General features: G+C 44.2%; 19 protein-coding genes. 9 read left to right on the top strand and 10 right to left on the bottom strand.

From position 1 onward, the window contains the following. The first annotated feature begins 16 nt into the window (after positions 1–16). Positions 17–865 (top strand): U32 family peptidase, encoded by an 849-nt coding sequence (locus K0I73_RS05460; RefSeq protein WP_220063494.1) that lies wholly within the window; start codon positions 17–19, stop codon positions 863–865. On the opposite strand, the gene K0I73_RS05455 is transcribed toward K0I73_RS05460, so the two are convergent. Continuing rightward, on the bottom strand, positions 862–1,554 hold the full coding sequence (locus K0I73_RS05455; protein WP_220063493.1) for a DUF998 domain-containing protein: 693 nt from the start codon (positions 1,552–1,554) through the stop codon (positions 862–864). The two genes, K0I73_RS05460 and K0I73_RS05455, sit on opposite strands and share 4 nt — an antisense overlap. A gap of 830 nt (positions 1,555–2,384) precedes the next feature. On the opposite strand from K0I73_RS05455, the gene K0I73_RS05450 reads away from it, so the two are divergent. The 4 genes from K0I73_RS05450 to K0I73_RS05435 all read left to right on the top strand — a co-directional run bounded on the left by K0I73_RS05450 (position 2,385) and on the right by K0I73_RS05435 (position 9,988). Then, positions 2,385–3,740: a YjiH family protein gene (locus K0I73_RS05450; protein ID WP_220063492.1), complete on the top strand. Its 1,356-nt coding sequence runs from the start codon at positions 2,385–2,387 to the stop codon at positions 3,738–3,740. A 132-nt stretch (positions 3,741–3,872) separates the two neighbouring features. Further along, positions 3,873–7,565, top strand: coding sequence for a two-component regulator propeller domain-containing protein (locus tag K0I73_RS05445; protein ID WP_220063491.1), 3,693 nt, complete (start codon positions 3,873–3,875; stop codon positions 7,563–7,565). A 109-nt stretch (positions 7,566–7,674) separates the two neighbouring features. Next, entirely contained in the window at positions 7,675–9,495 is a 1,821-nt protein-coding gene (olsF, locus tag K0I73_RS05440; RefSeq protein ID WP_491573765.1) for a bifunctional ornithine lipid synthase OlsF, read from the top strand. 88 nt (positions 9,496–9,583) lie between these two features. Beyond that, positions 9,584–9,988 carry a CBS domain-containing protein gene (locus K0I73_RS05435; RefSeq protein WP_220063490.1) on the top strand — a complete coding sequence of 135 codons (405 nt, stop codon included), beginning with the start codon at positions 9,584–9,586 and terminating at the stop codon, positions 9,986–9,988. Positions 9,989–10,067: 79 nt separating this feature from the next. On the opposite strand, the gene K0I73_RS05430 is transcribed toward K0I73_RS05435, so the two are convergent. Continuing rightward, positions 10,068–11,426, bottom strand: coding sequence for an NCS2 family permease (locus tag K0I73_RS05430; RefSeq protein ID WP_220063489.1), 1,359 nt, complete (start codon positions 11,424–11,426; stop codon positions 10,068–10,070). A gap of 510 nt (positions 11,427–11,936) precedes the next feature. Next, entirely contained in the window at positions 11,937–13,163 is a 1,227-nt protein-coding gene (locus K0I73_RS05425) for a DEAD/DEAH box helicase (RefSeq protein WP_220063488.1), read from the bottom strand. A gap of 198 nt (positions 13,164–13,361) precedes the next feature. On the opposite strand from K0I73_RS05425, the gene K0I73_RS05420 reads away from it, so the two are divergent. Continuing rightward, a complete protein-coding gene (locus K0I73_RS05420; protein ID WP_220063487.1) occupies positions 13,362–13,730 on the top strand; it encodes a PilZ domain-containing protein in 369 nt (122 codons plus the stop codon). 111 nt (positions 13,731–13,841) lie between these two features. Further along, entirely contained in the window at positions 13,842–14,576 is a 735-nt protein-coding gene (locus K0I73_RS05415) for an RluA family pseudouridine synthase (RefSeq protein ID WP_220063486.1), read from the top strand. On the opposite strand, the gene radA is transcribed toward K0I73_RS05415, so the two are convergent. Next, complete coding sequence (gene radA, locus K0I73_RS05410) at positions 14,573–15,946, bottom strand: DNA repair protein RadA (RefSeq protein ID WP_220063485.1); 1,374 nt, start codon at positions 15,944–15,946, stop codon at positions 14,573–14,575. The genes K0I73_RS05415 and radA overlap by 4 nt on opposite strands. Positions 15,947–16,386: 440 nt before the next feature. Between radA and K0I73_RS05405 the strand changes: the two genes are divergently transcribed. After that, on the top strand, positions 16,387–18,765 hold the full coding sequence (locus K0I73_RS05405) for a PilZ domain-containing protein (protein WP_220063484.1): 2,379 nt from the start codon (positions 16,387–16,389) through the stop codon (positions 18,763–18,765). 33 nt (positions 18,766–18,798) lie between these two features. Here K0I73_RS05405 and K0I73_RS05400 read toward each other — a convergent pair whose 3' ends face one another. Together K0I73_RS05400 and serB are read right to left on the bottom strand one after the other, a co-directional pair. Next, complete coding sequence (locus tag K0I73_RS05400; RefSeq protein WP_220063483.1) at positions 18,799–19,722, bottom strand: alpha/beta fold hydrolase; 924 nt, start codon at positions 19,720–19,722, stop codon at positions 18,799–18,801. A 312-nt stretch (positions 19,723–20,034) separates the two neighbouring features. Then, the gene (gene serB, locus K0I73_RS05395) at positions 20,035–21,018 is read right to left on the bottom strand and encodes a phosphoserine phosphatase SerB (RefSeq protein WP_220063482.1); all 984 of its coding nucleotides are present in this window, start codon (positions 21,016–21,018) and stop codon (positions 20,035–20,037) included. A 42-nt stretch (positions 21,019–21,060) separates the two neighbouring features. Between serB and K0I73_RS05390 the strand changes: the two genes are divergently transcribed. Further along, a complete protein-coding gene (locus tag K0I73_RS05390) occupies positions 21,061–21,795 on the top strand; it encodes a YtjB family periplasmic protein (RefSeq protein ID WP_258405299.1) in 735 nt (244 codons plus the stop codon). 76 nt (positions 21,796–21,871) lie between these two features. On the opposite strand, the gene deoD is transcribed toward K0I73_RS05390, so the two are convergent. The 4 genes from deoD to deoC form a co-directional block, all read right to left on the bottom strand. Continuing rightward, the gene (gene deoD / locus K0I73_RS05385) at positions 21,872–22,582 is read right to left on the bottom strand and encodes a purine-nucleoside phosphorylase (protein WP_220063481.1); all 711 of its coding nucleotides are present in this window, start codon (positions 22,580–22,582) and stop codon (positions 21,872–21,874) included. A gap of 118 nt (positions 22,583–22,700) precedes the next feature. After that, complete coding sequence (locus K0I73_RS05380; protein ID WP_220063480.1) at positions 22,701–23,918, bottom strand: phosphopentomutase; 1,218 nt, start codon at positions 23,916–23,918, stop codon at positions 22,701–22,703. Between the two features lie 10 nt (positions 23,919–23,928). Then, a complete protein-coding gene (deoA, locus tag K0I73_RS05375) occupies positions 23,929–25,260 on the bottom strand; it encodes a thymidine phosphorylase (protein WP_220063479.1) in 1,332 nt (443 codons plus the stop codon). 155 nt (positions 25,261–25,415) lie between these two features. After that, positions 25,416–26,189, bottom strand: coding sequence for a deoxyribose-phosphate aldolase (deoC, locus tag K0I73_RS05370; protein ID WP_220063478.1), 774 nt, complete (start codon positions 26,187–26,189; stop codon positions 25,416–25,418). Positions 26,190–26,209 lie beyond the last annotated feature (20 nt).

Raw genomic sequence — 26,209 nt, 5'->3', positions numbered from 1 at the left:
TACATAAGGAATCAACATGAAAGTATCTCTTGGGCCGATTCAATATTGCTGGCCAAAAAATAAAATAATCGACTTTTATCAACAAGTAGCTCAAAGCGATATCCCTTTGATCTACCTGGGTGAAACCGTCTGTAGTCGCCGCCGGGAAGTGAAATTTGCAGATTATCTAGCATTGGCGCAAATGTTAAAGGCATCGGGTAAACAAGTTGTATTATCGACTTTAGCCCTAATAGAAGCACAATCAGAATTTGGAGCGTTAAAACAGCAAATAGATAACGGCGAATTTATTGTTGAAGCGAATGATATGGGCGCAGTGGAAGTCGCCAAATCCCTTAAGCTGCCTTTTGTGTGTGGCCCAACGATCAACAACTATAATGTGGCAACGCTGAAAAAATTAGCTTCTTGGGGTATGCAACGTTTTGTTATGCCACTAGAACTGTCCAAAGAGTGGCTTGAGCAGATTATCGCCACCTTGCCACCGAAACTGATAGAAGTCGAAGTCTTTGGTCACGGTTATATGCCCTTAGCTCACTCGGCTCGCTGTTTCACAGCCCGTAATAAGGGCCTCACTAAAGATAGCTGTAAAACTATCTGTATCGATTATCCCAAAGGCGTATTGGCCCAAACACAGGAGTCTCAACCCTTACTGCGCTTAAATGGCATTCAAACTCAATCTGCGACGCATATCGATTTACGAGATCAGCAAGCTCAGATGGAGAGAATGGGCATCGACTACTTTAGGGTATCTCCTTCATCACTCGATGCACTCGCTATCGCATCGAGTCTAAATGAGTGCCAGCTACAGTGCAGCGACGGCGCTAACGGTTACTGGTTCAAGCAAGCAGGATTGGATCGCGTTATCTAACGCTTAACTTCTCGCTGGCTCCATACCAGCGAGAATATCCACAGCATAAACATCAACAAAGATAACCATTCTAATATGGCTGGCCACCAATATGGTGGCCGCGGTTCCACCATTGTCATATCATGATAAAACCAACGCCCATCAGCCACTAATCCCATATCGACATGGGCTAAAACGATAAATAGGCCAAAAATAACCAAGCTTAATAGGCAAAGAACAAAACTCCCCCTAACAGCAAATCGTTTGCCTGAACTGGGCTTTTGTAGAAGGTATACGAAATAACTCGCCACGCTTAACGCGGCAAAATGAAAGAAATACTCCACACCAATAGTATGCAGATGATAGACATTAACGGGAAAGAGTCCGGTGATCGCCAGAGCTAGCAGGGCGAGAACAGACAACAATAGGCATGGGTACAACCAGGGGTTGTCACAAATTTGCAAGGCGAATAAACAGAACAATACCAGACTCAAGCTACCGAAGAATAGGCCGCCATTAAAGATCACAGCCAATTCTGAATGACCGTATTGACCCAGCTCACTCAGGGTAAAATTATAAAAACTAAACCCCTGACCATTAAAGTCACTGAACCCTAAGGACGCAAAAACTAAGCCTAAAAGATGGCCAAAGAGCCCAAGCAAGCCAAATCTAAACGCTAGTTTTGATAATTTTCGCTCTCTTGAGTTCATGGTTCCTTTATCATTTATTGTTGTTATCCCATTAACATATATCGAATAAGATTTTTCTGCAGTGGTCTAGCGCATATTTTTATAATATCCCACACCAAGATCACACAACTTTAGATTCACTTTTAGATTTAGTCAAAGTGGCAATGACGATACAAAAAAGAGGGATAAACCAAACTCTCACTCATATCCAAAACAAAGTAATAGCATAGTGCACGGTTTAAACATAATCACCCAAATAAAACCAAATAAAACCAAATAAAACATCGACCAATTCTCCACATTGAGAATAATGGACTGAGGCGACCCACCATTCACTCGCCTCGATAAACACTGACATACCTAGCCTAATTATCCTTCCAGCTTGATTATTCTTGCAAATAGTATAGCCAAACAATCAAACAGATAAGCTGATGCGGTGAATACATTATCAATGACTCAAGTAATATGATTTAAACATGAATTAAGCTCAACACATTGCTAACCTTAAGGAGTTTATCAAAATCAAGTAATTCAACACTTGTGCTTAACCTCAATCATCAGGAAAACACCAAAAGAAAATACATCCATTACATTGTTTTCAAACAATTTTAACTCAAAATTACATGATGCAAATCTAACAATATCCAGTACAATATAAATAGTCACAAAGTGCTAATAACTATTCTGCTGCAGTGATTCTCTTAAGCAAGCAAGATAAGGTTTTACATCACTAGACTTAGGGGGTAACCTTCCCCGCTTATTCGTGAATGGATATTCATACTAAATCATTTTATGGATTTTTGATTAATTTATTGCCGTTGTAAAAACAGCGTAATTTAGGGCAAAACAAAGTGGCTGAAAAACACCCCCATAACATAAAGACATTTTTGACTTTTCTTATTCCCTCGCTGATCGGCCTGTTGTTATTTATGACACCCATCAGTTATCAAGATGCGATCACGATTCCCATCGCAATTGTATCCAAAGGGCTACAAAACTTGCTAGGTGATGCCGCAACTGCAATCGTGACTAGCATAGTAGTAATAACCGCAATAGCCACCTTAGTGTGCAAGCTATTCAAACCTCGCGCATTATTACAGCACCATTTCTTGCATTCACTGCTGAATGTCAGTTTGATGTGGGCTATTGTTAGGGTAGTTGGTGCAGTCTTTATCGTACTAACCTACGCAGGTATAGGACCTGAAGCGATTAACTCGGCGAATACTGGCGCCTTGGTATTAAATGATCTGCTGCCAGTACTGTTTTGCGTTTTTATCTTTGCAGGTATGTTGCTTCCGCTACTACTCAATTTTGGTCTATTAGAGTTATTTGGCACTCTGCTCACAAAGATCATGCGTCCAGTGTTCAACCTGCCGGGTCGCAGCGCTATCGACTGTATGGCCTCTTGGCTTGGCGATGGTAGTGTTGGGATCTTGATGACCAGCAAGCAATATGAATCACGTTTTTATACTCAAAGAGAAGCAGCCGTTATCGGCACCACCTTCTCCGCCGTATCTATCACCTTCTCATTGGTGGTGATATCGCAGGTTAAACTAGAGCACTTATTCGTTCCTTTCTATCTCACTGTCTGTCTTGCGGGGATTGTCGCCGCTATCGTAGTGCCTAAACTTCCACCTCTGTCATGGAAGAAAGATCATTACATCGACGACACTCCGCGTCATCCAGACGATGAAGTGATCCCCAAGGGCAAAGGCGTGTTTGCTTGGGGATTTGAGCAAGCAATGACAAAGGCTGAAAAATCTGAAGGCATAGTTCACACCCTTAAGGATGGCTTAAAAAACGTTATCGATATGATTTTTGGTGTTATTCCTATTGTCATGGCAATAGGGACCGTCGCCTTAATGATCGCCGAATATACGCCGATTTTTAATTATCTAGGTATGCCGTTTATTCCACTTCTGGAGCTACTACAAGTACCAGAAGCCACCGAAGCCTCAAAAACTATCGTGGTAGGCTTTGCCGATATGTTCATTCCATCGATCTTAGCCAGCTCGATAGAATCAGACATGACTCGTTTTATTATTGCCGCGATGTCTGTCACTCAACTTATCTATATGAGTGAAGTTGGCGCACTGCTTATTGGCAGTAAAATTCCGGTAAATATTGTGGAACTGTTCGTGGTCTTTATTCTACGCACACTAGTAACTCTCCCCGTCATTGCTGGGGTCGCTCATCTAATTTTTTAACCCGTTTGTAAATAAACCAGAGCAACATCTGTTGCTCTGGATACTATCTTGACTTTCATTCCTCGCAATTTCCCAAATCACTCCTAAACTTAGACACTTAACATCAACTAAATACCAGTCCGGCTTGCTTAAATGAGAGCTATTGTCATATCGCTGTTATTCGCTATCAGTTTTTGCTGTAGTGCACTAACATACCAACCCCAATTTGACTCCTTTGGAGCCAAAGACGGGCTATCTATGAACACGATTACCGATATCGTTAGCGATGATGATGGCCATCTTTGGATTGCAACACAAGCGGGATTAAATCGATTCGACGGCAAGCATTTCAAAATTTTCGACATTACAGAAGGTCCATACGGCCCCTCGGTCAAGCATATTAAAAAGCTGCACTATAACCATAATCAGCTGTGGTTAATCACCCGTAGTGACGGTCTAAACCGCTATCATGCTGACACGGGCATATTTGAGGTATTTAATAGTAAAAACAGTGAGCTACCCAATGATATTGTCGATATTAATCTTGAAGCCAATGGCAATATTTGGGTCGCAACAGCCGATAAAGGTCTACTCTATTTTTCACCTAAAACCCGTAAAATAATTGAGCGATTTGACACTGCATCTAAGCATTTTGCCCTACCAAGCAATAAGATGCTTAGCCTATTTCGAGATAAATATGACAGACTCTGGCTAGGAACTGACGCGGGACTGGCAAGCATAGAACAGGCTCAAAGCCAATATAAAGTATCCCTTTGGGGTAAAGGCATTGTTGACAAGATCAGCGCTATCGAGCAAGGCAATAGCGATACCCTTTGGATAGGAACTCAAGACCAAGGCTTATTCCTGCTCGACATCCTTAACAATAACATGATCGAAATAACAACGGCTTTGACATATAAATCGAGTCAAATTTCCGCATTAAAACGCGATAAATTTGGCACCCTCTGGATAGGGTATCGCTCCTATGGATTGGCTCGATACTCGCCAAATCAGCACCACTTACATCTATTTAACTCTGCCAGCGAAAATAGATACAGCGTCAACAGCCCGGTGATCACCTCACTATGGATAGACAATGAACAACAACTTTGGATTGGCAGCCAAGGCGGAGGTCTCAGTAAAACCTTCTTAGATGCCCAATATTTTGGCCATATTCATGGTTTTAGCTTTCCCACTGATAACTTGAAGAATGTTGATGTTCGCGCAATTTTAGATGATGAAAATGAAGATTTATGGATTGGTACGGCCAACGGCGTCTACTTTGGTCTAAAAGACAGCAATGGCGACCTTTCCGGCTTTGAGTTATTTAATCCGCAAAATACAATGTTATCAAAAAGCTTTATCAGTTTTATAAAGCAAGATGACAAGGGGCAAATCTGGATTGGCACACGCGGCGATGGCCTTTTTATCTATGCTCAAGATAAGCAGAGTTACATCCACTACCAAGCCAACTATCAAGGTAGTAATAACCTTCCTAGCAATACACTGCTCTCACTATACTTCGACCGCGATAAGCAACCTTGGATAACGACTAAAGATGCCGGAATCACCCAATACTTAGGCGTAGAAAAAGGCTTTAAAACCATCAACGCTAGCCAAGGTCTACCCACAAACTTCATTACTGATATGACACAAGATAATCAGGGGGTCTATTGGTTGACCTCCTCCACTGATGGTCTGATCAGCATTTCACCAGCAGGCAATATTCGTCACTTCAATACCGAGTCTTCTGTTAAATTACCTAAAAAAAGTCTGCTATCTATCGTAACTGGTCGAGATAACGACCTCTGGATAGCCAGTACTGATGGTTTAATTCTGTTTAATAGCAAAACCTTAGCGAGTAAATTACTCACAACAGACGATGGCCTTATTGGAAATACCATCTATATGCTGCTAGCCGATCAACACAATCTTCTATGGCTTGGCACCACTAAGGGATTAACCGCTCTAGATACAAATTTGATGACGACCACTAACTACACAGATATCGATGGGATACAGGCCAATGAATTTAACTTTAGGGCAGCAAGCCTAGGGAAAAATGGAACCATATACGTCGGCGGCGTAAACGGATTTAATCACTTCAATCCAACTCAGCTCCCCAAAAGGCTCGCGCCGAACATGCCTGTTATTACTGATGTATATATTCTTAATAAACCCATGCCAGCGCTGAACATTGATAACATTTCAGAAAAAAATCAAGCTTCCCTATCACTCACCCACGAAGACGATATTTTTTCATTGCATTATCACAGTCCGAACTTACACAATGCCAGTCGTCTTAGCTATGAATACCGCATGATAGGGCTTAATCCAACCTGGCTTCAATCCTCTACAGAACAGATCACCTACTTCACGGGGCTCGGCCCTGGTCACTATATTTTTGAGGTGCGCGCAAAAGATATCAACAACATAACAAGCCCTACGAGACAATTAAAGGTAATGATAGAACCTGATCCTTGGCGGTCTCCGTTCGCGTACACCTTCTACTTCAGTTTCGCATTCATGATCATCAGCTACCTCTTCTATCGAAAATGGTGGCAGTATAAACAACAAGCAGAGCTGCTAAAGGAGATCGCACACAGTGAACAGCGTTTGCAATTGGCACTATGGGGAAGTGGCGATGAGTTTTGGGATTGGGACATCACCAAGGGAATAGTCAATCGAACTAATACTTTTTTAGAATACCCTGATGGCATCGAACTGGTCGAAGAGACGATTCTAAATCGAATTCACCCTGAAGATGCTCCTAAGGTTTCGCAAATTGCCCAAGCGTGCATAAATGAACAGATGGACAAATTTTCAGTCTCTTATCGAGGGATGGATGAACAGGAAAACTGGGTTTGGGTATTAAACCGTGGCCAAGTCGTTGAACGTGATGCTAACGGAAAAGCGTCTAGGGTGGCAGGGACAATAAAGAATATTCAACAGCAAAAAGAAACGGAAATAGCACTTAGAGAACTCAACCAAGAACTTGAACAACGAGTCAAACTACGTACGACGGAGCTGCAACAGCGCAACGACGAACTCAATAGCACCCTCGATGAACTTAAGCACACTCAGGGCGAGTTAATGGATAGAGAGAAGATGGCGGCTCTCGGCGGCCTAGTGGCGAGTATTACCCATGAGGTTAATACTCCCATAGGGATTAGCGTGACGGCAGCATCGCACCTGCAAGAAAGTGTAAAAGTGTTCGACAAAAACTATCAACAAGGCGATGTATCCCACGAAGACTTTGTACTTTATCAAGTTGAAGTCGCTGAATGTTGTCAATTAATCCTCTCAAATCTGCAGCGCGCTTCAAAACTTATTGCGAGCTTCAAACAAGTCTCGGTCGATCAGTCCCATGAAGATGTCAGAGAGTTCGATCTACATGCTTACCTCGATGAGATCTTTATTTCACTCAATCCAATGCTGTCTCGCACTCCGCATAAATACAGCTATAGTTGTCCAGAAAAGCTAAATATTAAAAGCACACCAGGTGCTTTCTATCAGATAGTCAGTAATTTATTCAATAACTCGGTGATCCATGCATACCCTGATGGTCGCTCTGGCAACTTAAGCCTTACCGTTGAAAGCGATGAGTTAGGGATCAAAATCACTTACCAAGATGATGGCTGTGGTATGTCCGATGAGATCCAAGAACAAGTCTTTCAACCCTTCTTCACAACTAAAAGAGGTAAAGGTGGAAGTGGCTTAGGTATGAACATAGTCTATAACATAGTGACTCAGGTTCTTGGAGGCGAAATACAGATAAACTCAGTGCTAGATCAGGGAAGCACTTTTATCATCACCCTTCCATCCGAATTAATCGTAAACCGCTAAATCCCGTCATCTGAGCGCAATAAATCCTTCATCTGTAATTCAAATCATCTCGCTACTCTCAGTGTCAAATAAGCGCCTCTGACAGAGATAACACAAGCGAACCAATCCTATGCAAAAAATGATATTTAGTGTCGATGATGTTATTACTAATCACCTGCCTAGACTGAACCAATCTGCTTGGCTTGCTACTCCGACTAAAGCCCTGCTGCGTTATTTTTTGATGGAAAAAGAGTGTCAGGAAATCACTCAAGAGTTTACCCACTTCTCGGGTATCGACTTCATTGAACAGGTACTAGCCAGTTTTAACTTCACCTACAGCGTGCCAAGTAACGAGATAGAAAACATCCCCCACGAAGGACGGGTGGTTATTTACGCCAACCATCCTATCGGCTCTCTCGACGCATTAGCCATGATTAAACTGATCAGTCAGGTTCGCCCAGATGTAAAAGTTGTCGCTAACGAGTTGTTAATGACCTTAAAACCGTTACACCCAATACTTTTGCCTGTTCGTAATATGACTAGTGGTACACCCAAACAACATATCAATAATATTCATCAACATTTAAAGAATGAAGGTGCAGTGTTGATCTTCCCCTCAGGAGAGGTCTCAAGGCTACGCCCAAATGGCGTACGCGATCTGCAATGGCACAGTGGATTTGTCAAAATGGCCAAAGCTTGTCAGGCGCCATTACTGCCGATGTTTGCCGATGCGAAAAACTCTGCAACTTTCTATGGCGCGTCAATGATCTATAAGCCTTTGGCCAGCTTATTGCTGGTAAAGGAGATGTTTAAACAGGCAAAGCGAACCATGCCAGTCAGAATTGGTCAGCTCATCCCAAAAGAGGTTGTCGCCAGTAGCGATTTCCCTCTTAAGACTCAAATTAAGCTATTGAAGAGTCATCTTTACCGTATTGGCAAAAATCGTAGCCCGCTGTTTACGACACAAAATGCAATTGCACATCCTGAGTCGCGCACTGAGCTCATAGAAGCACTTTCACAATGTGAATTACTCGGAACAACCCACGACAACAAATTGATCTACCTCTATCAACATGATCAAAGCAATCCTATCATGCGCGAAATTGGCAGATTGCGAGAAATTGCCTTTCGAACCGTAGGCGAAGGCACTGGTAAGCGGCGAGATATCGACAAGTATGACGCCCACTACCTCCATTTAGTCTTGTGGGATAGCAGTACCTTAGATATTGTCGGCGCATATCGATTTGCAAGCGCTAAGCATCTATATCAAGCAGATGGCAGTACAGGCTTATACAGCCAATCATTATTTAATTATCACGCCTGTTTTACCCCCTATTTCGAACAAGGGCTTGAGCTTGGACGCAGTTTTGTACAACCAAAATACTGGGGGAAACGCAGCCTAGACTATCTCTGGTTTGGGATAGGTGCTTACTTAGCCAAGCATCCAGAATATCGTTACCTTTTTGGCCCAGTATCGATTAGTGATAGTTTACCCGAACGTGTTAAGGAGATGCTGGTCTTCTTCTATCAAGCCCATTTTTCACCGTCACAAGAGATGGCTCACGCCAATAATCGCTACCACTTTACAGAGGCAAAAAGACAGGAACTGAGCTTGCTATACCCTGGAGATGACTATCAATCCGAATTTAAACAACTTAAACAGATCCTTTCGAGTATGAATAGTGCAGTGCCTGCTCTCTATAAGCAGTATGGCGAACTATGTCATCATCAGGGTGTCAGCTTTCTTGATTTTGGTGTCGATGTCGATTTTGGTGATTGTATTGACGGCTTAGTGCTAGTCGACACCCACAAACTCAAGCCCAAAAGGCGTGCTCGCTATATCGATTGCCACCTTCCACTGCGCAATATTGATAGTGATACTGATGAAGAGATCAATACTCACAGTACCGAAAGCATAGGAAAGAGCCAAACCGTTATCCCCAATCTTTAACTACAAAAGCAGGAAACGGACTAAGACTCACCGGTGGTTTGTTGAACACGCAATTGTCTGTTATAAATAGCATAACAAGGAGATTGCCATGACAATTACGGTCGCAGATATTATGAGTACCCGCGTGGTCACTATAGAGATGGATGACAGGCTCACAGTAGTCAAAGAGATCTTCGACAGTGCACCCTTTCATCATCTATTGGTAGTCGAAGATAATCAATTACAAGGCGTGTTGTCAGAGCGAGATTATCTTCGAACCCTAAGCCCTAATGTCGGCGCCATCAACGAAACCGAACGCGATTCAGAAACTCTTCAACGAAGAGCGCACCAAGTCATGACCCGTGATCCCATCACCATTGCGCCTCACAAGAGTATTAAAGATGCGAGCCGACTACTCATTGAAAACGATATAGGTTCATTACCTGTGCTCGAGCAAGGTCAGATCGTGGGTATCATCACCTGGAAAGATCTATTAAGAGCCTTTAGCCAATAAAAAAGGCGAAACATGAAGTGACTCTCATAGTTTCGCCTTTAAAAATTGCCGAGTACCGAACCAGCTAACGGTTCAAACGTTAAATAGCCCAGCCACCTAGATAAAACGCTACTAAACCGATAGTGATAGCCAGTACCCCAGGCTTTAATGCACGCCACTCACCACTGCAGATACGGCCAATCACTAAGGTGACAAAACCTAGCATAATGCCTGTTACAATATTGCAGCTTAGAATGATAAATACCGCGCAGGTTAAGCCTGCCATCGCATCGACTTTATCATTAAAGTCGAGTTTAGTGACATTACTCAGCATCAGAAGCCCCACATACATCAACGCGGGAGCGGTTGCATAAGCGGGGACTAAATAGCTAAGCGGTGCTAAGAAAACCATCAGTAAAAACAGAGTGCCGACTATGGTCGCAGTCAATCCTGTTTTACCACCAGCAGCCGTTCCAGCCGCAGATTCGATATATACCGCAGCAGGTGCCCCGCCAACTACGCCAGCGAAAATACTGCTGACAGAATCGGATGTTAGCGCCTTACCTCCACCCACGATATTGTCTTTGCTATCGAGCAGCTCAGCTTGCCCCGCAACTGCGCGTATCGTCCCGGTCGCATCGAAAATAGCGGTCATTACTAGCGCTAATACTATCGGCAACACCACAGGATTTAATGCCCCCATAATATCTAACTGCCCAATGAGCGACTTGTCCGACATCAGATCGGGAAATGCAAATAGCCCTTGATAAGTAACAGCGGGATCAAACACTAAGCCAAATACAGACAAAACGATGATCACCAATAAAATGCCACCAGGCACACCTCGGCGTTCGAGGCCAATAGTCGCAGCTAAGCCGATAATCGTTGCAAGCACTGGTAGACTGTGAATATCACCCAGTTTTACTGGAAGCCCAGTATCATTTGCGATAATCAAGTGGACGCTATTGGTAGCAATAAGTAATAAAAACAAGCCAATTCCAATACCCGTGCCGTGAGCAATCCCCTTAGGTAAATTAGTGAGTACCCACTGACGTATGCCAGTCACGCTCACCAAAGTGAATACGACTCCCATCAGGAAGATGGCCCCGAGGGTTACCGGAATCGAAATTCCCTGACCTAACACCATACTAAATGCGGTGAAGGCAGTTAGCGAGATGGCGCAACCTATCGCCATAGGAAGGTTTGCCCAAAGCCCCATTAACAACGAGCCAAATGAAGCGATCAGACAGGTAGCAACAAACACAGCCCCAGGATCAAATCCAGCCGCACCTAACATATTTGGCACAACGATCACCGAATACACCATGGCAAGAAAAGTTGTGAGTCCGGCAATCACCTCTTGCCTTAGGGTACTGCCTCTCGCAGTAATAGAGAAATAACGGTCAAGTATAGAACTAGCAGGTACTGCGGGGGTATCGAGAGTCTGTTCAGACTTCATAATTATTTACCTTTTTTGATCTCTTAATTTGAAAGGCTGTGGCAAGTTAGAGCCCCGTTAAAAAAACGGGTGAGAGATCCACTGGGCACTTATTATTGTGCCTAACGTGACCTGCAAGCCGATGGAATCGATCACTACCCTGTTAAAAATGGAATAGTTATTTAATTTGATTGATCAACCCTAGCGACTCATGGAGGTAAGCAAATACTCACCAATATCACAGCCTTAGTTGGGCGCGAATTCTACAGTAAAGTGATCACAAGAAACTAGAGCAAAGTAACAAAACAGCACATATTGTGAGCATACCTACTGCAGAAGGTTGCGATAACCGCAAAATAGCGGCGAGCATGCTCTCTTTAATAGAAAAATGTGCACCTTAGGTTGTCATCATCGACAAAAAAGATGCTCATCCGAGGCACGCCCCCTTTTCCAAGGGCCAAATGCTGTTTTAACGCAGCTAAAGCTTATCAAGCTAAACCAGATACACATATTCTGGCGTTATTTTCACGACTATTTTTTACTGGGATAACGGCGTTTCTTAGCCCGACGTTTTTGCGCCGATTTACTGTTTCTTCCAGCGAATGGATCGACTTTAGTTAAATCGGGTTCAAAACCAGGTAACCATTGTTGAGGTAAACGCTTATCGAGCAACACCTCAACCTCTTCCAGTCGCAGCCCATCGTCTTCACTGAAAAGGGTCACAGCAACCCCTTTGTTACCCGCGCGTCCCGTGCGCCCAATGCGGTGAACATAGTCTTGAGCAACAAACGGCAGCTCATAATTAACCACGTAATCGAGACTCTGGATATCAATTCCCCGAGCGGCCACATCCGTCGCCACCAGCACCTTTATCTCGCCCGACTTAAACCTTTGTAGCACTTGCTCCCTTGCGCCTTGGCTCAGATCACCGTGAAAGGCACTCGCTTGAATCCCCTTTTCGCTTAAGTGCTGCGCTAACTTATCTGCTGCCACTTTTTTTCGGCTAAACACCAACACCCGTTGCCAATCACCTGTCGTCACTAAGTGACACAACAACGCAAACTTTTTGTCACTGTCAACAGCATATACTCGCTGCTCGATATCCTTCGCTACGCTATTACTTTGATCCACCTCTATCCGTTTAGGACGAGTGAGTAAGTCACGACTAAAGCCCAAAACACTATCATCAAGGGTGGCAGAAAAAAGCAAAGTCTGACGTGATGTAGGTAATTGACTCATCAAGGCATGGATCTCGTCCATAAACCCCATATCGAGCATGCGATCTGCCTCATCAAATACCAGATGAGTAAGCTTAGCTAGCGTCAGCGAGCCACGATTAAGATGATCCAGTAGGCGACCTGGCGTCGCGATTAAGATATCAAGCCCCTGACCCAAGGCAACTTGTTGCGCTTCAATACTCACGCCGCCATAAACGATACCGACTCGCAACATGGTATGCTGGCTAAGCCCTTGCAGACTCGATTGTACCTGTAATGCGAGTTCCCTCGTCGGTACGAGTATCAATGCCTTCACATCATGTTGATCTTGCGCCGATACGCCAGCGTCGAGCAGTTGTTGTAAGATAGGTAACCCAAATGCGGCTGTTTTACCCGTCCCAGTCTGTGCGGATGCCAGAAGATCTTCTTTCGCCAAAATAACCGGGATAGCTGCAGTTTGAATAGCTGTCGCTTTGGAAAAGCTAAGCTGTTCCAAAGCAGCTAACAGCGGCTGGCTTAAGCCTAATTGTGCAAATAACATAACAACCAATAACAACACCAATAATAGTGGGCAAGTTTAGCAGATTTATTCACGAGGTGATCAACAACAAAAACCTTAAACAAATAAGCAATTAACGCCTTGATGTCATAAATATAAAGCAAGATTTTTACACTAAGGCTATGTTAGCTTATGCTTACTCTATAACATAAAGCTTCCCTCAAAGCGTAAGGACAGATTATGGATGAAAGACGCCAATTTTCGCGTATTTTATTTGATGCGAATGCAACACTCACTCAACAAGAAACTGTCTGGCCAACTACGATCCACGATCTCAGTCTTAACGGTGCATTGATCAACGAGCCTTCAGGTTTTGTAGCATCAGAACAACCACTGCAATTAAGCTTTACCTTAGGCGAATCGGATGTAGTGGTATCGATGGAGACTAAGTTAATCCATCAAAAAGAGGGGCAATTAGGCTTAGAATGTTTACATATCGACGTCGATAGTATCAGCCATCTTAGGCGCATGCTTGAGCTCAACTTAGGTGATGCTTCCTTGCTAAACCGAGAGCTTAAAATGTTTATTGAGGTTCACGATCAAGGTTAAAATTTACCAAATCTAAGTGACATCGAAAGGGGAATACGTTTCCCCTTTTTTTGATCTGAACGAACCGTCTGTTTATTTATCAGCGTAATTTCTCAATTGTAGGGAATCCAAATGTTTCATCCTTGTCAACCAGCTAAAGGGATAGTTGATGACTTTGTCGCCCCCGTCTGTGACGATTTAGTGAAGATCCTATATCAAGATGAAGAGATACTATTAATTAATAAACCAAGCGGACTGCTGAGTCTGTCAGGAAAAAATCCACTTAACTGGGATTCGGTACATTACCGTTTGGTACATGGCCAAGCTGGCTTTACTCCAGCCTTTCCTGATGCAAAATTGCCGCATCGATTAGATTTTGGTACCTCAGGCATTATGGTGGTTGGGCTGAACGCAGGATCGGCACAGCATCTCAATAAGCAATTTCAAGCGCGCACGGTTCAAAAATGCTACATCGCCATGTTAGAGGGCTGGCTTGCCGATGACAAAGGACAGATAACGGCACCAATAGCCAAAGATAAAAACCTGTTTCCCCTAGTAAAAATTTGCCACGCCACAGGCAAAGCCGCCATCAGTGAATATGAGGTGTTAACTCGGTTGGAACAGCCGCCCCGGACTATGGTGCAATATACTCCTCATACCGGCCGCACACACCAGTTACGGATCCATAGCCTGACTATAGGGCACCCAATTATTGGCTGCGATCTCTATAAAAACCATCAGAGTCAGCAGATGGCAGATCGCTTACAATTACACGCAAGCGACCTCTATTTTGAGCATCCTACTCGTGGCGAACGCTTTCATGGGCATTGTCCTAGCCCTTTTATTAACCTAAGCCGTGATAACTAGCTGATTAATTCCAGCAGTTCATGAATCGTCTTGATAGGGTTAATCTTAGCTCCTAGTCCCTCCATCGATTTATGATAGTTACGATATGGAATAAAAATCTCAGTAAAGCCGTGCTGCACCGCCTCTTTCACCCGTGGTACCCCGCTATCTATGGGACGAACATCACCATTTAAACTCAGTTCTCCCATGATGCAGGTGGTCCTTGGGACCACAAAGTCATTTAAACTGCTGAGCAAGGCGGTAACCAAAGCTAAATCGATACAGGTCTCCGACTCATCAATCTTAAGCCCGCCAACCAAATTGAAATAGGTATCATGAAAAATCTTAGTACGTGTGTGTTTGCGTAAAATACCAGTGAGCATCTTGATACGATTCATATTCAATCCCACACAAACCCGCTGTGGAAATTCACCTTCGGTCTCTGTGGTTAAACACTGGATCTCTAACAGCAGGTTACGATTTCCCTTACGAATACAGGTGATCGCAGCCCCCGGAGAATCTGTCGTCGAACCAGAGAGAAAGATTTCGCTAGGGTTATCGACACTGATCATCCCCCGCTCTGTCATCTTGAAAATACCGACGGTATCGACATCACCAAAACGGTTCTTGTTAGCGCGAAGGGTACGAACTTGACCATCGTTACACTCTAAATGAGTTAAACAATCGACAATATGGATCAGCGTCTGTGGTCCAGCTGTTTCATTGTTTTTGTTCACATGCGCCACAAGGAACATGGTGACGTTATTTTGCTTACAATACTGAGTCAGCGCCTGAGCACTGCTCTTTACTTGTGATGGAGAGCCTGGGCTCCCATTCGCAAGATCGGTGACCACCGCCTGAATAGAATCAATCACCGCAAACTTAACTTGCTTTGCTTCTAGTTCTGCAATAATAGCCTCAACACTGGTCTCGGCCATCAGATACAAATTATCCTCGTTGCAATCTAACTTGAGTCGGTTAACTCGATTCTTAAACTGTGACAGTGACTCTTCGGCTGTACAATAGAGCGATGGCATAACTTGCGACATACGCGCCACCAGATCAGACAAGATGGTCGTTTTACCCGCACCAGGATCACCAGAAATAATATTCACTGACCCTGTGGTTAGCCCACCACATAACACCCGGTCTAACTCCCCGATCCCTGTCAGCATCTTTTTGGCTTCAAACTCCTCAACTTCGCTGAGTTTTTTGGAGCCGCCGCCCACAGAGCCTGCGTAACCCGCTACCGAACCACTATTCGATTTTACCGCGCCTAAACGAACTTCGGTGATCGTATTCCACTCATTACAGGCACTGCATTGCCCTTGCCAACGCGGGAAATCTTGGCCGCACTCATTACATACATAAGCTGTTTTATTCTTCGCCATATTCGATTCTAATTCTATTAACCTTTACAGTCTGTTTCTGCTGCCACTGTTATACATCTGTACCAAGCGGCGCCAACATGATGCTATCATTCTACATGAGTATCGTTAAACACAGTAACAATGCGACCCAAGTACTAGAGACACACAAAATCTCACTCTAGCTTGTTATAAAATTATCCTAGGGAAATATCTTAACATCCGCGGTATTTAACGATCTGCAGCGAAAGTGAATCAAGAAGTCATCAATATTTAGCCATTGATCATTAATCGGTCGCACTTCCCCCACATAATGACTTAAACTGCGGTAACAATAAAATGGTCAACGCTTACTTAAAAGTTAATTTTTATCATTAATAAACATGAGGCTATCAAGTTTTTTCACCGCTAGCCGACACAAGATAAGTGACCTTTAAAATAATCACCCAAAAAAGAAATTGCCAATGAGTTTAGAGCAACACAACGCCTTGATAGAGCAACTAAAACCTTTGCTTATGGAAAAGAACTTCCAAGAGTTGTTTGAAAATTTGACCTCTAAAGAGTCAAACTCTACCCGTTTCTTGCTAAAAATGGAGCTTAATCGGCTATCTTCTCTATGTACCCGAGTGATTGATTTAAGAGATAAGTCAGAACTCCCCTGTGAGACAGTTAAAAGTGGTGAACAAACCCACTTTCTAGATGCTCCAGCCAAAAATAGCTTTATCCAAGCGTTAGCACTGTATCAAGGACAATATACCTTAGGCGTCTATGAGCAAGTGATGGAAACCCACAAACTCAGACGTAAAAAATCTCGCGATCCTGACAGCGATAGCGACATGGCGCTAACGCCTTTTGTCGCCGATGGTGCGATATTAGGTAGCTATTTTAATCGCAGCGAAGAGCGGATGAACTACTCTATTCGCATTAGTGCAGTGCAGCCAGGTTCGAGTGAAATTGGCGGAATAACAGTCGATCTATCGGTCGGCGGCGCTCGGATTCGCTTACCTGCTAGCCATGGACTTAATGTCGAGCAACCACTGCGAATTAAGTTACTTGATCTGAGTAAAGAGTACTATTTCGAAGACCTGCAGCAAGGGGTCGACTATCAAGTCGTCGATGTCGAAAGCAACCATGAATACAGCTGGATGCGCCTAAAACGTATCGGAGGCAGTGATGCCCTAGCCGAAATGCTCGGAAATTTAATTCAGGGCTACAAGTTCCGCTACAAGGTCGATATCAATGACATTTTAGTTGCCGCAACTGGATTGGGATTTGAGCGTCACTATTTACCCCACTTGCCCCATCTGCCGCTCTATGTTGAGCATATAGATGGGCAATATAAGATCACCCACAAATTACTAAGTCGAGATAATCAAAAACTGCAGCATTTCTTTAGTGATGAAAAAGAGATCGATCAGTTACCTGGCATGTTAACCCCTAGTCGTTTAAAGGCCTTGCTCGATGAACCTAACAGCATTGAACACGCGCTGTTTTTCTGCTTTACCTTCCAAACTCAAGGCAACATCTTTTTCTATTCGGCGACTTTAGCTGAGTTACTCGCAACCGATCTATTAGGCTTATTTATCCGCTTTGGGTCGAGTAAATCCACTTGGAGTATCTTTAAGCTCACTAGCCATGAAATCGACCATCTCACGTCCTATAAATCCAGCATACTCCCGGGCGATAGCAGCTATTATTCACCACTAACCGAAGCACAACTCAAACGCTTTAGCCATGTTTTACAACTTATCGATTTAACCAATAGCGATATGTTAGAACAATACGGTCAGTGGGATACCAAAGAGCACCAAGCCAATGAGCTAAAGCCATTTGGGCAGAAGAAATTAACCTCTAACCAAATAAAACTGTTGTCACTACAATTTACCGAAAGGCGAAACGAGGCAAGGTTCTCTTTCAAGACCTTAGTGACTGTGACCCAAGGAAAAGAGATTCATCAAGGTTTTACCTTAGATATTTCGGGTAAAGGACTTCAAGTCACCTTAGATGATCCCGCAACATTCGATGCCAGCGCACCGTTATATTTAAGTTTTCCTAAGTTGCAGCATCTGGCAGGAAAAACCAAACTTTCTCAACTACCTTACCGATTGATACGTACTCGAAAAAATGGCATCACTATACATTTGGCGGCAATGGTCGGCCACGCAGCGCATGTAGGCGTCGCCTTCTTAAACCGACTCATCGAAACCAATCGTGACAAATTACAAAAACTCACCGAAGCCAACAGCGACATGAAAGAACTTTCTGATGGCCTAAAGAACCTGTTGATGAGAGAACTTGCGTCTGTACCCTATTTCATTGAGAAAACCAGTAAATCAGCCAAGTTGGGCGTATTAGGAGTGAGTAAACATTCGAACGAGATCACCGATCTTTTCGCTGCAGCCACCCAACAATCTCTGCAATATGATCTCAGCACTCTGCTCGATGATGGCCATCTCAAACGTGATTTTATCGATCCAATCCGACAGATGAAACCGCAGCATGGCATGGAATTTTTCGAAGTCTATCTTCAAGTATCGCGCCAATCTCAAGGACGAATAAAAATGAAATGCATCGCCCCAAAAGAGATCGGTGATGAACAGGCGCAAATTCATTTTATTCGCCAAAGCCAAAATTTAGGTAAGTTTATGGCGCTGCGTATCTATCGCGGCGCAACAGGCAAGCCTGATATGAGCTATATCAGGCGAGAACTTGAATATATCAACGTACATGCGCCGCACAAGGCAAAACAATTAGAGCAAAAGATGTGGCGTATCATAGGCGTGGGCGAACTATTAGATGTTACCCCAGAGGTAATGCTACGCTACCCAAGTCTTTATCATTAAAAAATCACCTTAATTCAATCGCCAGATAGAAGACTAGGCTCCCGTAAAAGCGTTATACCAGGCTAACACCGAAGGGAGGTGATCGGATATCGCATCCTTATGGATCAGCATATCGGCGTGGCCATAGTCATGCTTATTGCCATTTGCTTTTGATAATAGTGTGTATTTAACATCACCCATCTGGCACTCGGCGATCATACGCTGCACGTCACTTGGATTCCCAAGCACTTTGTCGCCCAGACCTGCAATAAACCAAGATTTAGGCCATCCAGCACCTTCGGCGAGTTTAGCTGCGGCCTTTGCATAATCAAAGTTATCATCATGATCAACCCAATCACCTCGAACCCAATCGATACTTTGAGAAAGGGATGCACGACTTTCGTTATCCATCCCCATGCGCCATCGATCGGCAGCTAAGTAACCATGTCCCATGGCGATTGCTGGAGCGAGTCGATTCCAAGCGAGATCAACCATGAGCCATTTCTTGAACGATTTGACCTTAATCGCTCGTTTAGAGCCAAAAGTCAGCAGTGATGCCACACTCGTTTGAAAGAAATCGAATCGAGCGATAGCGCTCGCCATCAGCACTCCGCCCCATGAATGAGCACACCAATGCACTTTACTGACGCCTTGATGAATCGACAAAATATAGTGCTGCACTAAAGGAAGCTGCTCTCGAATCACCTCACCCTGTCCATGACTCGCCCCCGCTGATAACTTGGGCGTACTAAGCCCCCTACCTAAGGTATCGAGTACGTACACCACGTAGCCAGCTTGGGCTAGATAACATCCTAAGCCTTTACCTTTGTCACTATAGAAAACTCGGCCGTTAGACATGGCACCATGGAGCATCAATATTGGCGGCCTTCGCATATCGGCATCTGCACGTTTTATTTGCCGCAGATGAAGTTGACCTTGACGGTAGGGAATATAAAGAGATTGCTGAATGATGTTCAAAATAGAATTAAAATAAAATAAATTTCGATTAAGTTACTGACAATCATGGAATAAAACAAGTCAGACTACATATAAAAACCCACGGTAAACAGGCGTTTTAAAATAGCCCTTACAGATCAGCGGCTAACCTGATGATTAAAACAGAGCCTAAAACCACAAGCCACTTAACAATGACAAATTTATTGCCAAGCGGCAGACACAACCTCCTATAACGAACCTCTACTCGAGGTTATAAACCTATCCTAAATAAGCCTTTATTCCGTTAACTGCATTGCATTCACTTGCATTGTCTAAGCGAGCTAACATCTTCCATTAACTCAGATCAACCAGCATATAAGGCAATACTCGTAGATCTAGCTTATCGATCGCGGCGTCCGCTGCCGCGCGTAGCTTAGGCTTTGCATGATAAGCGATACCAAAATCAGCACTTTCTATCATTGGGATATCATTCGCGCCGTCGCCAATGGCGAGACGCTGACCAGAAGCGATGTGCCACTCGTTAGCAGCACTTTCAACGGTATCAGCCTTAAACTGCGCATCGACGACAGTGCCACACACTTCACCTTTTAATTGACCACCTTCAATGACCAACTCATTGGCATGGGCGGCATCGAGTGACAACATCTGCTTTAAATGACCAACGAAAGGGGTAAACCCGCCAGAGGCGAGCACTAGACGCCATTGATGAGATTGTAGCTCCTTGATCATCTCAATTAGTCCCGGCATTAGCGGCAGCCGCGCGCATAAATCATCGATTATCTTCGCATCTGCTCCTGCTAGTTTGGCGACTCGAGCCCTAAGACTTTGTTCAAAATCAAGCTCACCTTGCATAGCTCGCTCGGTGACTTCTGCCACCTCTGCACCAACACCCGCCATGACCGCAAGCTCATCGATACACTCAATTTGGATCGCTGTGGAATCCATATCCATCACAAGCAAGCCCACTTGATCTAAGCGTGGAGAGTTCTCGCCCATCGTAATAAGCTCAATGCCCGCCATCGCATCGAACTGATTTGTCTCAGCTTCGCTAAGCGCTTCATCTAGAATAAGTTCAACACAGTGTAAGCCCGATTGACGCTTGATCTGAGCGATGCTCACAAGCGATGTCAGTGCCATCATCGCTGCGGCTAACTGAGCTTCTACATCGCGACTCTCATAGACAATACGCACTCTCACCACTTCTATTAATGCATTAGCCTCGAGATGACGCACAAAAGAGTGACCTTGATTTTCGAACGCGTCAGAACTCTCATCATAGATCCATGAAAACAGTGAAACTTGGCGCTGACTTTCCATTAGTGTTACATCTCCGGCTATCGGGTTTGACGATAATCAATTATGATTAATAAAACCCTTATCATGTTCAGGTACAAAGTGTTTTTTCTTAAAGGACTCAAAAAATCCCATAGGCTTTCACGATTGATCCAGATAGGCATCGCACTGGCGCTTATGGCGGGTCTGTTCCAATTATGGGAAACAAGCCTACTACAAGGTCAGCAGCTTCTAAAGTCCCAAACGCAAAAGATGGCACGATTACTTGTGCAGCAAACTGCCTATGGCGCAGCTCCAGCACTGCAATTACAAAATGATGAACAACTGCAATGGCTCACCACCGCCTTGGTTTTAGATCCCAAGGTGATGTCTGCAACCATCTTTAGCGAGCAAGGACAACGGCTTTCATTCGCCCAAAGTGTGACTCAAGATGAGTTAGATCCAGATTCTGATGAGATGAAAGACTTACTGTCAACATACCCTCCTTATGTCGAAGCCGTATTACAAGATGATAAGAATTTGGGCTATATCGAGGTGAGATTACAACCTGAACTGTTCTTTAATGAGATCAAAGAAGCCCATCAGCTTAATATGGAGCAGCAACAGATGATGCTTATCATTGCAGGCCTAATTGGGATGTTGCTTTCGCGCGCGCTATCTTTCAAGCGCGCCGACTTTGACCGCAGAAAAACAAAAACGAAACTCGGGAAAAAGCTCGCCGCTGCGCTTTCGCCGGCAGATACGACAGTCGACGCTAACGACAATAACGACAATAACGACAATAACGACAAGTTATCTTAATAGAAATGAGTCATTTTATAGCACAAAAAAAAACGGGCCGATTGGCCCGTTTTTTAATGCTCACTAATGCGAAAAATTACAGAGTAATTGCCGCGTCCAGTGTCATTTCGATCATGTCATTAAAGGTGGTTTGACGCTCATCAGAAGAGGTCTTTTCGCCAGTACGGATATGATCAGATACAGTGACAACACACAGTGCTTTAGCACCGAATTCAGCTGCTACGCCATAAAGACCAGCAGCTTCCATCTCGACACCTAGTACATTCATCTTTTCCATCACATCAAACATTTCTGGATCAGGTGTGTAGAAAAGGTCTGCAGAGAATACGTTACCTACGCGGTATTTAGTCCCTCTCGCATCAGCGGCTTTAACCACAGCGCTAAGCAAGCTGTAATCAGCAATAGCAGCGAAGTCTTGGCCTTTGAAACGTAGACGGTTAACTTGAGAATCAGTACATGCACCCATACCGATGATCACATCACGTACTTTAACGTCAGTGCTAATTGCGCCACAAGTACCGACACGGATGAGGTTTTTAACACCGTAATCTTTAATAAGTTCAGTAGCGTAGATTGAGCAAGATGGGATACCCATTCCTGAGCCCATAACAGAAATACGTACGCCTTTATAAGTACCGGTAAAACCAAGCATGTTACGCACGTCAGTCACTTGCTCAACGTTCTCAAGGAAAGTTTCAGCAATGTACTTAGCACGAAGTGGATCGCCTGGGAATAACACTGTATCGCCGAATGCACCGTCTACTGCATTAATATGTGGTGTAGCCATCTATATAACCCCTATTATTTTAGACTTAAGTCTTTCTAGTACTGGCGGCCATCATCTTAACCGCCAAATTGAGAATTCGGTGTAACGAGGTGAGCTTACGACCACCTCTATTCGTCATTTATGCAACAAATGACTCGCCATATTCCATCGGCTCAAGTTTGAAATAGGTCGCAATGCTTTGGCCTATATCGGCAAAGCTGTTACGACAACCCAGTGAGCCCGCAACCAAACCTGCACCATACGCAAGCACTGGTACGCGCTCACGAGTATGGTCGGTGCCTTTCCATGTTGGATCGCAACCGTGATCGGCTGTTAATAGCAACAGATCATCTTCATTTAACAGCGCTAGCATCTCAGGTAAACGGCTGTCGAAATACTCGAGCGCACGCGCGTAGCCAGCGATATCACGGCGATGACCATAATGAGAGTCAAAATCAACGAAGTTAGTGAATACGATAGTGCGATCACCCGCTTGTTTGACCTGCTCTAAAGTGGCATCAAATAGCGCTTCTAGCCCTGTTGCTTTCACTTTCTTAGTGATACCACAATGGGCATAAATGTCTGCGATCTTACCGACACTGACCACTTCACCACCGGCATCTTTTAACTTATCTAATACTGTTGGTGCTGGTGGCTCAACCGCGTAATCACGACGATTACCAGTACGCGCAAAGTCACTTGGACCCGTGCCCACAAATGGGCGCGCAATGACTCGACCAATGTTATAAGGTTCGAGTTCTTCACGCGCAATAATACAAAGCTCATAAAGCTTCTCTAATCCAAACGATTCTTCATGGCAGGCAATCTGGAATACTGAATCGGCTGAAGTATAGAAAATAGGCATACCAGAGCGCATATGCTCCTCACCAAGCTCTTCTAAAATAGCGGTTCCCGATGCATGACAATTACCAAGGTAATCCGTTAAACCTGCACGCGCTAGAATCTTATCAGTCAATTCTTTTGGGAAAGAGTTAGTCAAATCGCTGAAGTAACCCCACTCGTAAAGTACGGGTACACCCGCCATCTCCCAGTGACCGCTAGGGGTGTCTTTGCCAGAGCTTAGCTCGTCGGCATAACCATAAGCGCCGATCACCTCAACGTCGTCAGCAAAACCAGCGGCAAAAGCACCTGTGCTCTCTTTGGCGGCTAAGGCTAAGCCTAACTTAGCGAGATTAGGCAGCTTTAATGGGCCTTCACGACCATCATTAGCCTTGCCTTCTGCGCATGCCTTAGCGATATGTCCAAAAGTATCTGAACCAACATCACCAAAGGCTGCTGCATCTTTAGCTGCACCGACGCCGAACGAATCAAGCATCATAATTACTGTTCTTTTCATCTTTACTCTCCTAGAGATCTTCTTGACGAATGTAACGATAGATCTCTGGTGTTTTCTCTGGCGCACTATCGCCAATATGAATCGCTTTCTTCACGGCCGCAGCCGCATCTTCAAACGCACTTTCCGATTGCGCATGAATCATCGCAATTGGCTTATCAGCCACAATCTCATCTCCCAAAGCACATACTTGGGTTAAACCAACGCTATAGTCTAAAGCATCACCTGGTTTGCGACGACCGCCACCTAAAGTAACGACGGCTAGCCCTAGTTCACGGGTATCCATCGAAGAGGCAAAACCGGATCTATCAGCATAAACAGGACGAATAATCTGAGATTGAGGAAGATACTTACTGTAGTTTTCGATAAAGTCTGCTGGACCGCCAAGTCCTGAGATCATACGGCCAAAGATATCAGCAGCTTTACCGTTATCAAGCACTTGGTTTAGCTTAAGACGAGCTTCAGCTTCATTTTCCGCTAGACCACCCAGCTGGAGCATCTCAGCACATAACCCCATAGTGACTTCATAAAGACGTGGGTTACGATACTTACCCGTTAAGAAATCAATCGCTTCTTTGACTTCAACTGCATTACCGGCGCAAGAAGCCAAAACCTGATTCATGTCGGTCAAGAGAGCGGTAGTACGCGTACCCGCACCATTGGCTACAGCCGTAATACTGCGAGCTAACTCTTCTGATGCTTCATAGGTCGGCATAAATGCGCCACTGCCGACTTTAACATCCATAGCAAGTGCATCTAGACCAGCGGCGAGCTTTTTAGAAAGAATTGACGCTGTAATAAGGGAGATTGATTCAACAGTTGCGGTGTTATCGCGAATAGAATAGAAACGTTTATCAGCAGGAACGAGGTCACCAGTTTGACCGATAATGGCAACGCCAGCTTCTTTTACCACTTTACGGAAAAGTGCACTGTCGGGCTCGGTTTGATAACCAGGGATGGCATCAAATTTATCGAGAGTGCCTCCAGTATGTCCTAAGCCACGACCAGAAATCATTGGAACATAACCACCACATGCTGCCGCCATGGGGCCGAGCATTAGACTTATCACATCACCGACACCACCAGTACTGTGCTTATCGATAATGGGACCATCTAAGCCGAGATTCTTCCAATTGAGCACTGTGCCAGAATCACGCATAGAAGTGGTTAATGCGATACGTTCATCCATGTTCATATCATTAAAGTAAACAGCCATACCAAGTGCAGCAATTTGCCCTTCTGATACGCTGTTATCAGTGATCCCTTTAACGAAGAACTGGATCTCTTGAGTCGTTAACGCTTCGCCGTTGCGCTTTTTACGAATTATCTCTTGTGCTAGAAACATAGTACTGCCTCCAAGTTTGTCACAAAATTTCTTTCTAGGTGACAAACTCTTTTATAAGACGTCAAAACCGTAATTAAACTACATTTAATATAAACTAGTTTTGACGTCTTCAAATAGATTTAGATCACGCTTAACTAATAAAGCCAACGCTATATTTAGTAACCTTGAGGACCTTTTGGCGCATCACCTAGATCTAATGTATGAAGTAGGTTAACTAATAGGCTTGACGCACCAAAACGGAAGGTACGAGGCGTTGCCCAATCGTCACCTAAAAGACGGGCTGCAAGAGCTAAAAACTCATCAGCGGCTGCAGCGTCACGCACGCCACCAGCAGGCTTAAAGCCAACCTTAGGGTTCTTTTCGCTGATAACCGTCATCATGATCTCAGCCGCTTCTAACGTCGCATTCACTTCAACTTTACCAGTAGAGGTCTTAATGAAGTCCGCACCTGCATCGATTGATAATTCTGATGCTTTACGAATAAGCGCTGGATCTTGAAGCACACCCGATTCAATGATGACTTTCAAAAGAACGTCGTCACCACAGGCTTCTTTACACGCTTTAACTAGCTCATAACCAACAGTTTCATTACCCGCCATCAATGCTCGATATGGGAATACCACATCAACTTCATCTGCACCATAAGCGACAGCTGCACGGGTTTCTAAAACTGCAATAGCAATATCATCGTTACCATGGGGGAAATTAGTTACCGTGGCAATTTTGATCTCTTCACAACCCATCTCGTTTAGCGTTTTACGCGCAATAGGAATAAAACGAGGATAAATACAAATAGCAGCGGTATTACCTGCAGGAGTTTTAGCCTTATGACACAACTCAATCACTTTCTGATCGGTATCGTCGTCATTCAAGGTAGTAAGATCCATCAATTCAATGGCTTTTTGTGCTGCTTTTTTTAAATCGCTCATAATAGCTCTCCGAAACGTAA

This window comes from Shewanella mesophila (assembly GCF_019457515.1).
In the GTDB taxonomy this organism is placed as follows: domain Bacteria; phylum Pseudomonadota; class Gammaproteobacteria; order Enterobacterales; family Shewanellaceae; genus Shewanella; species Shewanella mesophila.
This window is presented reverse-complemented; position numbering and strand designations above follow the sequence as displayed.

Bases quoted from the DNA above. Each gene is read 5' to 3' on its own strand.
- deoA (WP_220063479.1), bottom strand. From the start codon at position 25,260: ATGTTTCTAGCACAAGAGATAATTCGTAAAAAGCGCAACGGCGAAGCG.
- K0I73_RS05390 (WP_258405299.1), top strand. From the start codon at position 21,061: ATGATTAATAAAACCCTTATCATGTTCAGGTACAAAGTGTTTTTTCTT.
- K0I73_RS05415 (WP_220063486.1), top strand. From the start codon at position 13,842: ATGTTTCATCCTTGTCAACCAGCTAAAGGGATAGTTGATGACTTTGTC.
- K0I73_RS05460 (WP_220063494.1), top strand. From the start codon at position 17: ATGAAAGTATCTCTTGGGCCGATTCAATATTGCTGGCCAAAAAATAAA.
- K0I73_RS05425 (WP_220063488.1), bottom strand. From the start codon at position 13,163: ATGTTATTTGCACAATTAGGCTTAAGCCAGCCGCTGTTAGCTGCTTTG.
- K0I73_RS05420 (WP_220063487.1), top strand. From the start codon at position 13,362: ATGGATGAAAGACGCCAATTTTCGCGTATTTTATTTGATGCGAATGCA.
- olsF (WP_491573765.1), top strand. From the start codon at position 7,675: ATGCAAAAAATGATATTTAGTGTCGATGATGTTATTACTAATCACCTG.
- deoC (WP_220063478.1), bottom strand. From the start codon at position 26,189: ATGAGCGATTTAAAAAAAGCAGCACAAAAAGCCATTGAATTGATGGAT.
- K0I73_RS05435 (WP_220063490.1), top strand. From the start codon at position 9,584: ATGACAATTACGGTCGCAGATATTATGAGTACCCGCGTGGTCACTATA.
- K0I73_RS05445 (WP_220063491.1), top strand. From the start codon at position 3,873: ATGAGAGCTATTGTCATATCGCTGTTATTCGCTATCAGTTTTTGCTGT.
- K0I73_RS05380 (WP_220063480.1), bottom strand. From the start codon at position 23,918: ATGAAAAGAACAGTAATTATGATGCTTGATTCGTTCGGCGTCGGTGCA.
- deoD (WP_220063481.1), bottom strand. From the start codon at position 22,582: ATGGCTACACCACATATTAATGCAGTAGACGGTGCATTCGGCGATACA.
- K0I73_RS05405 (WP_220063484.1), top strand. From the start codon at position 16,387: ATGAGTTTAGAGCAACACAACGCCTTGATAGAGCAACTAAAACCTTTG.
- K0I73_RS05430 (WP_220063489.1), bottom strand. From the start codon at position 11,426: ATGAAGTCTGAACAGACTCTCGATACCCCCGCAGTACCTGCTAGTTCT.
- radA (WP_220063485.1), bottom strand. From the start codon at position 15,946: ATGGCGAAGAATAAAACAGCTTATGTATGTAATGAGTGCGGCCAAGAT.
- K0I73_RS05455 (WP_220063493.1), bottom strand. From the start codon at position 1,554: ATGAACTCAAGAGAGCGAAAATTATCAAAACTAGCGTTTAGATTTGGC.
- serB (WP_220063482.1), bottom strand. From the start codon at position 21,018: ATGGAAAGTCAGCGCCAAGTTTCACTGTTTTCATGGATCTATGATGAG.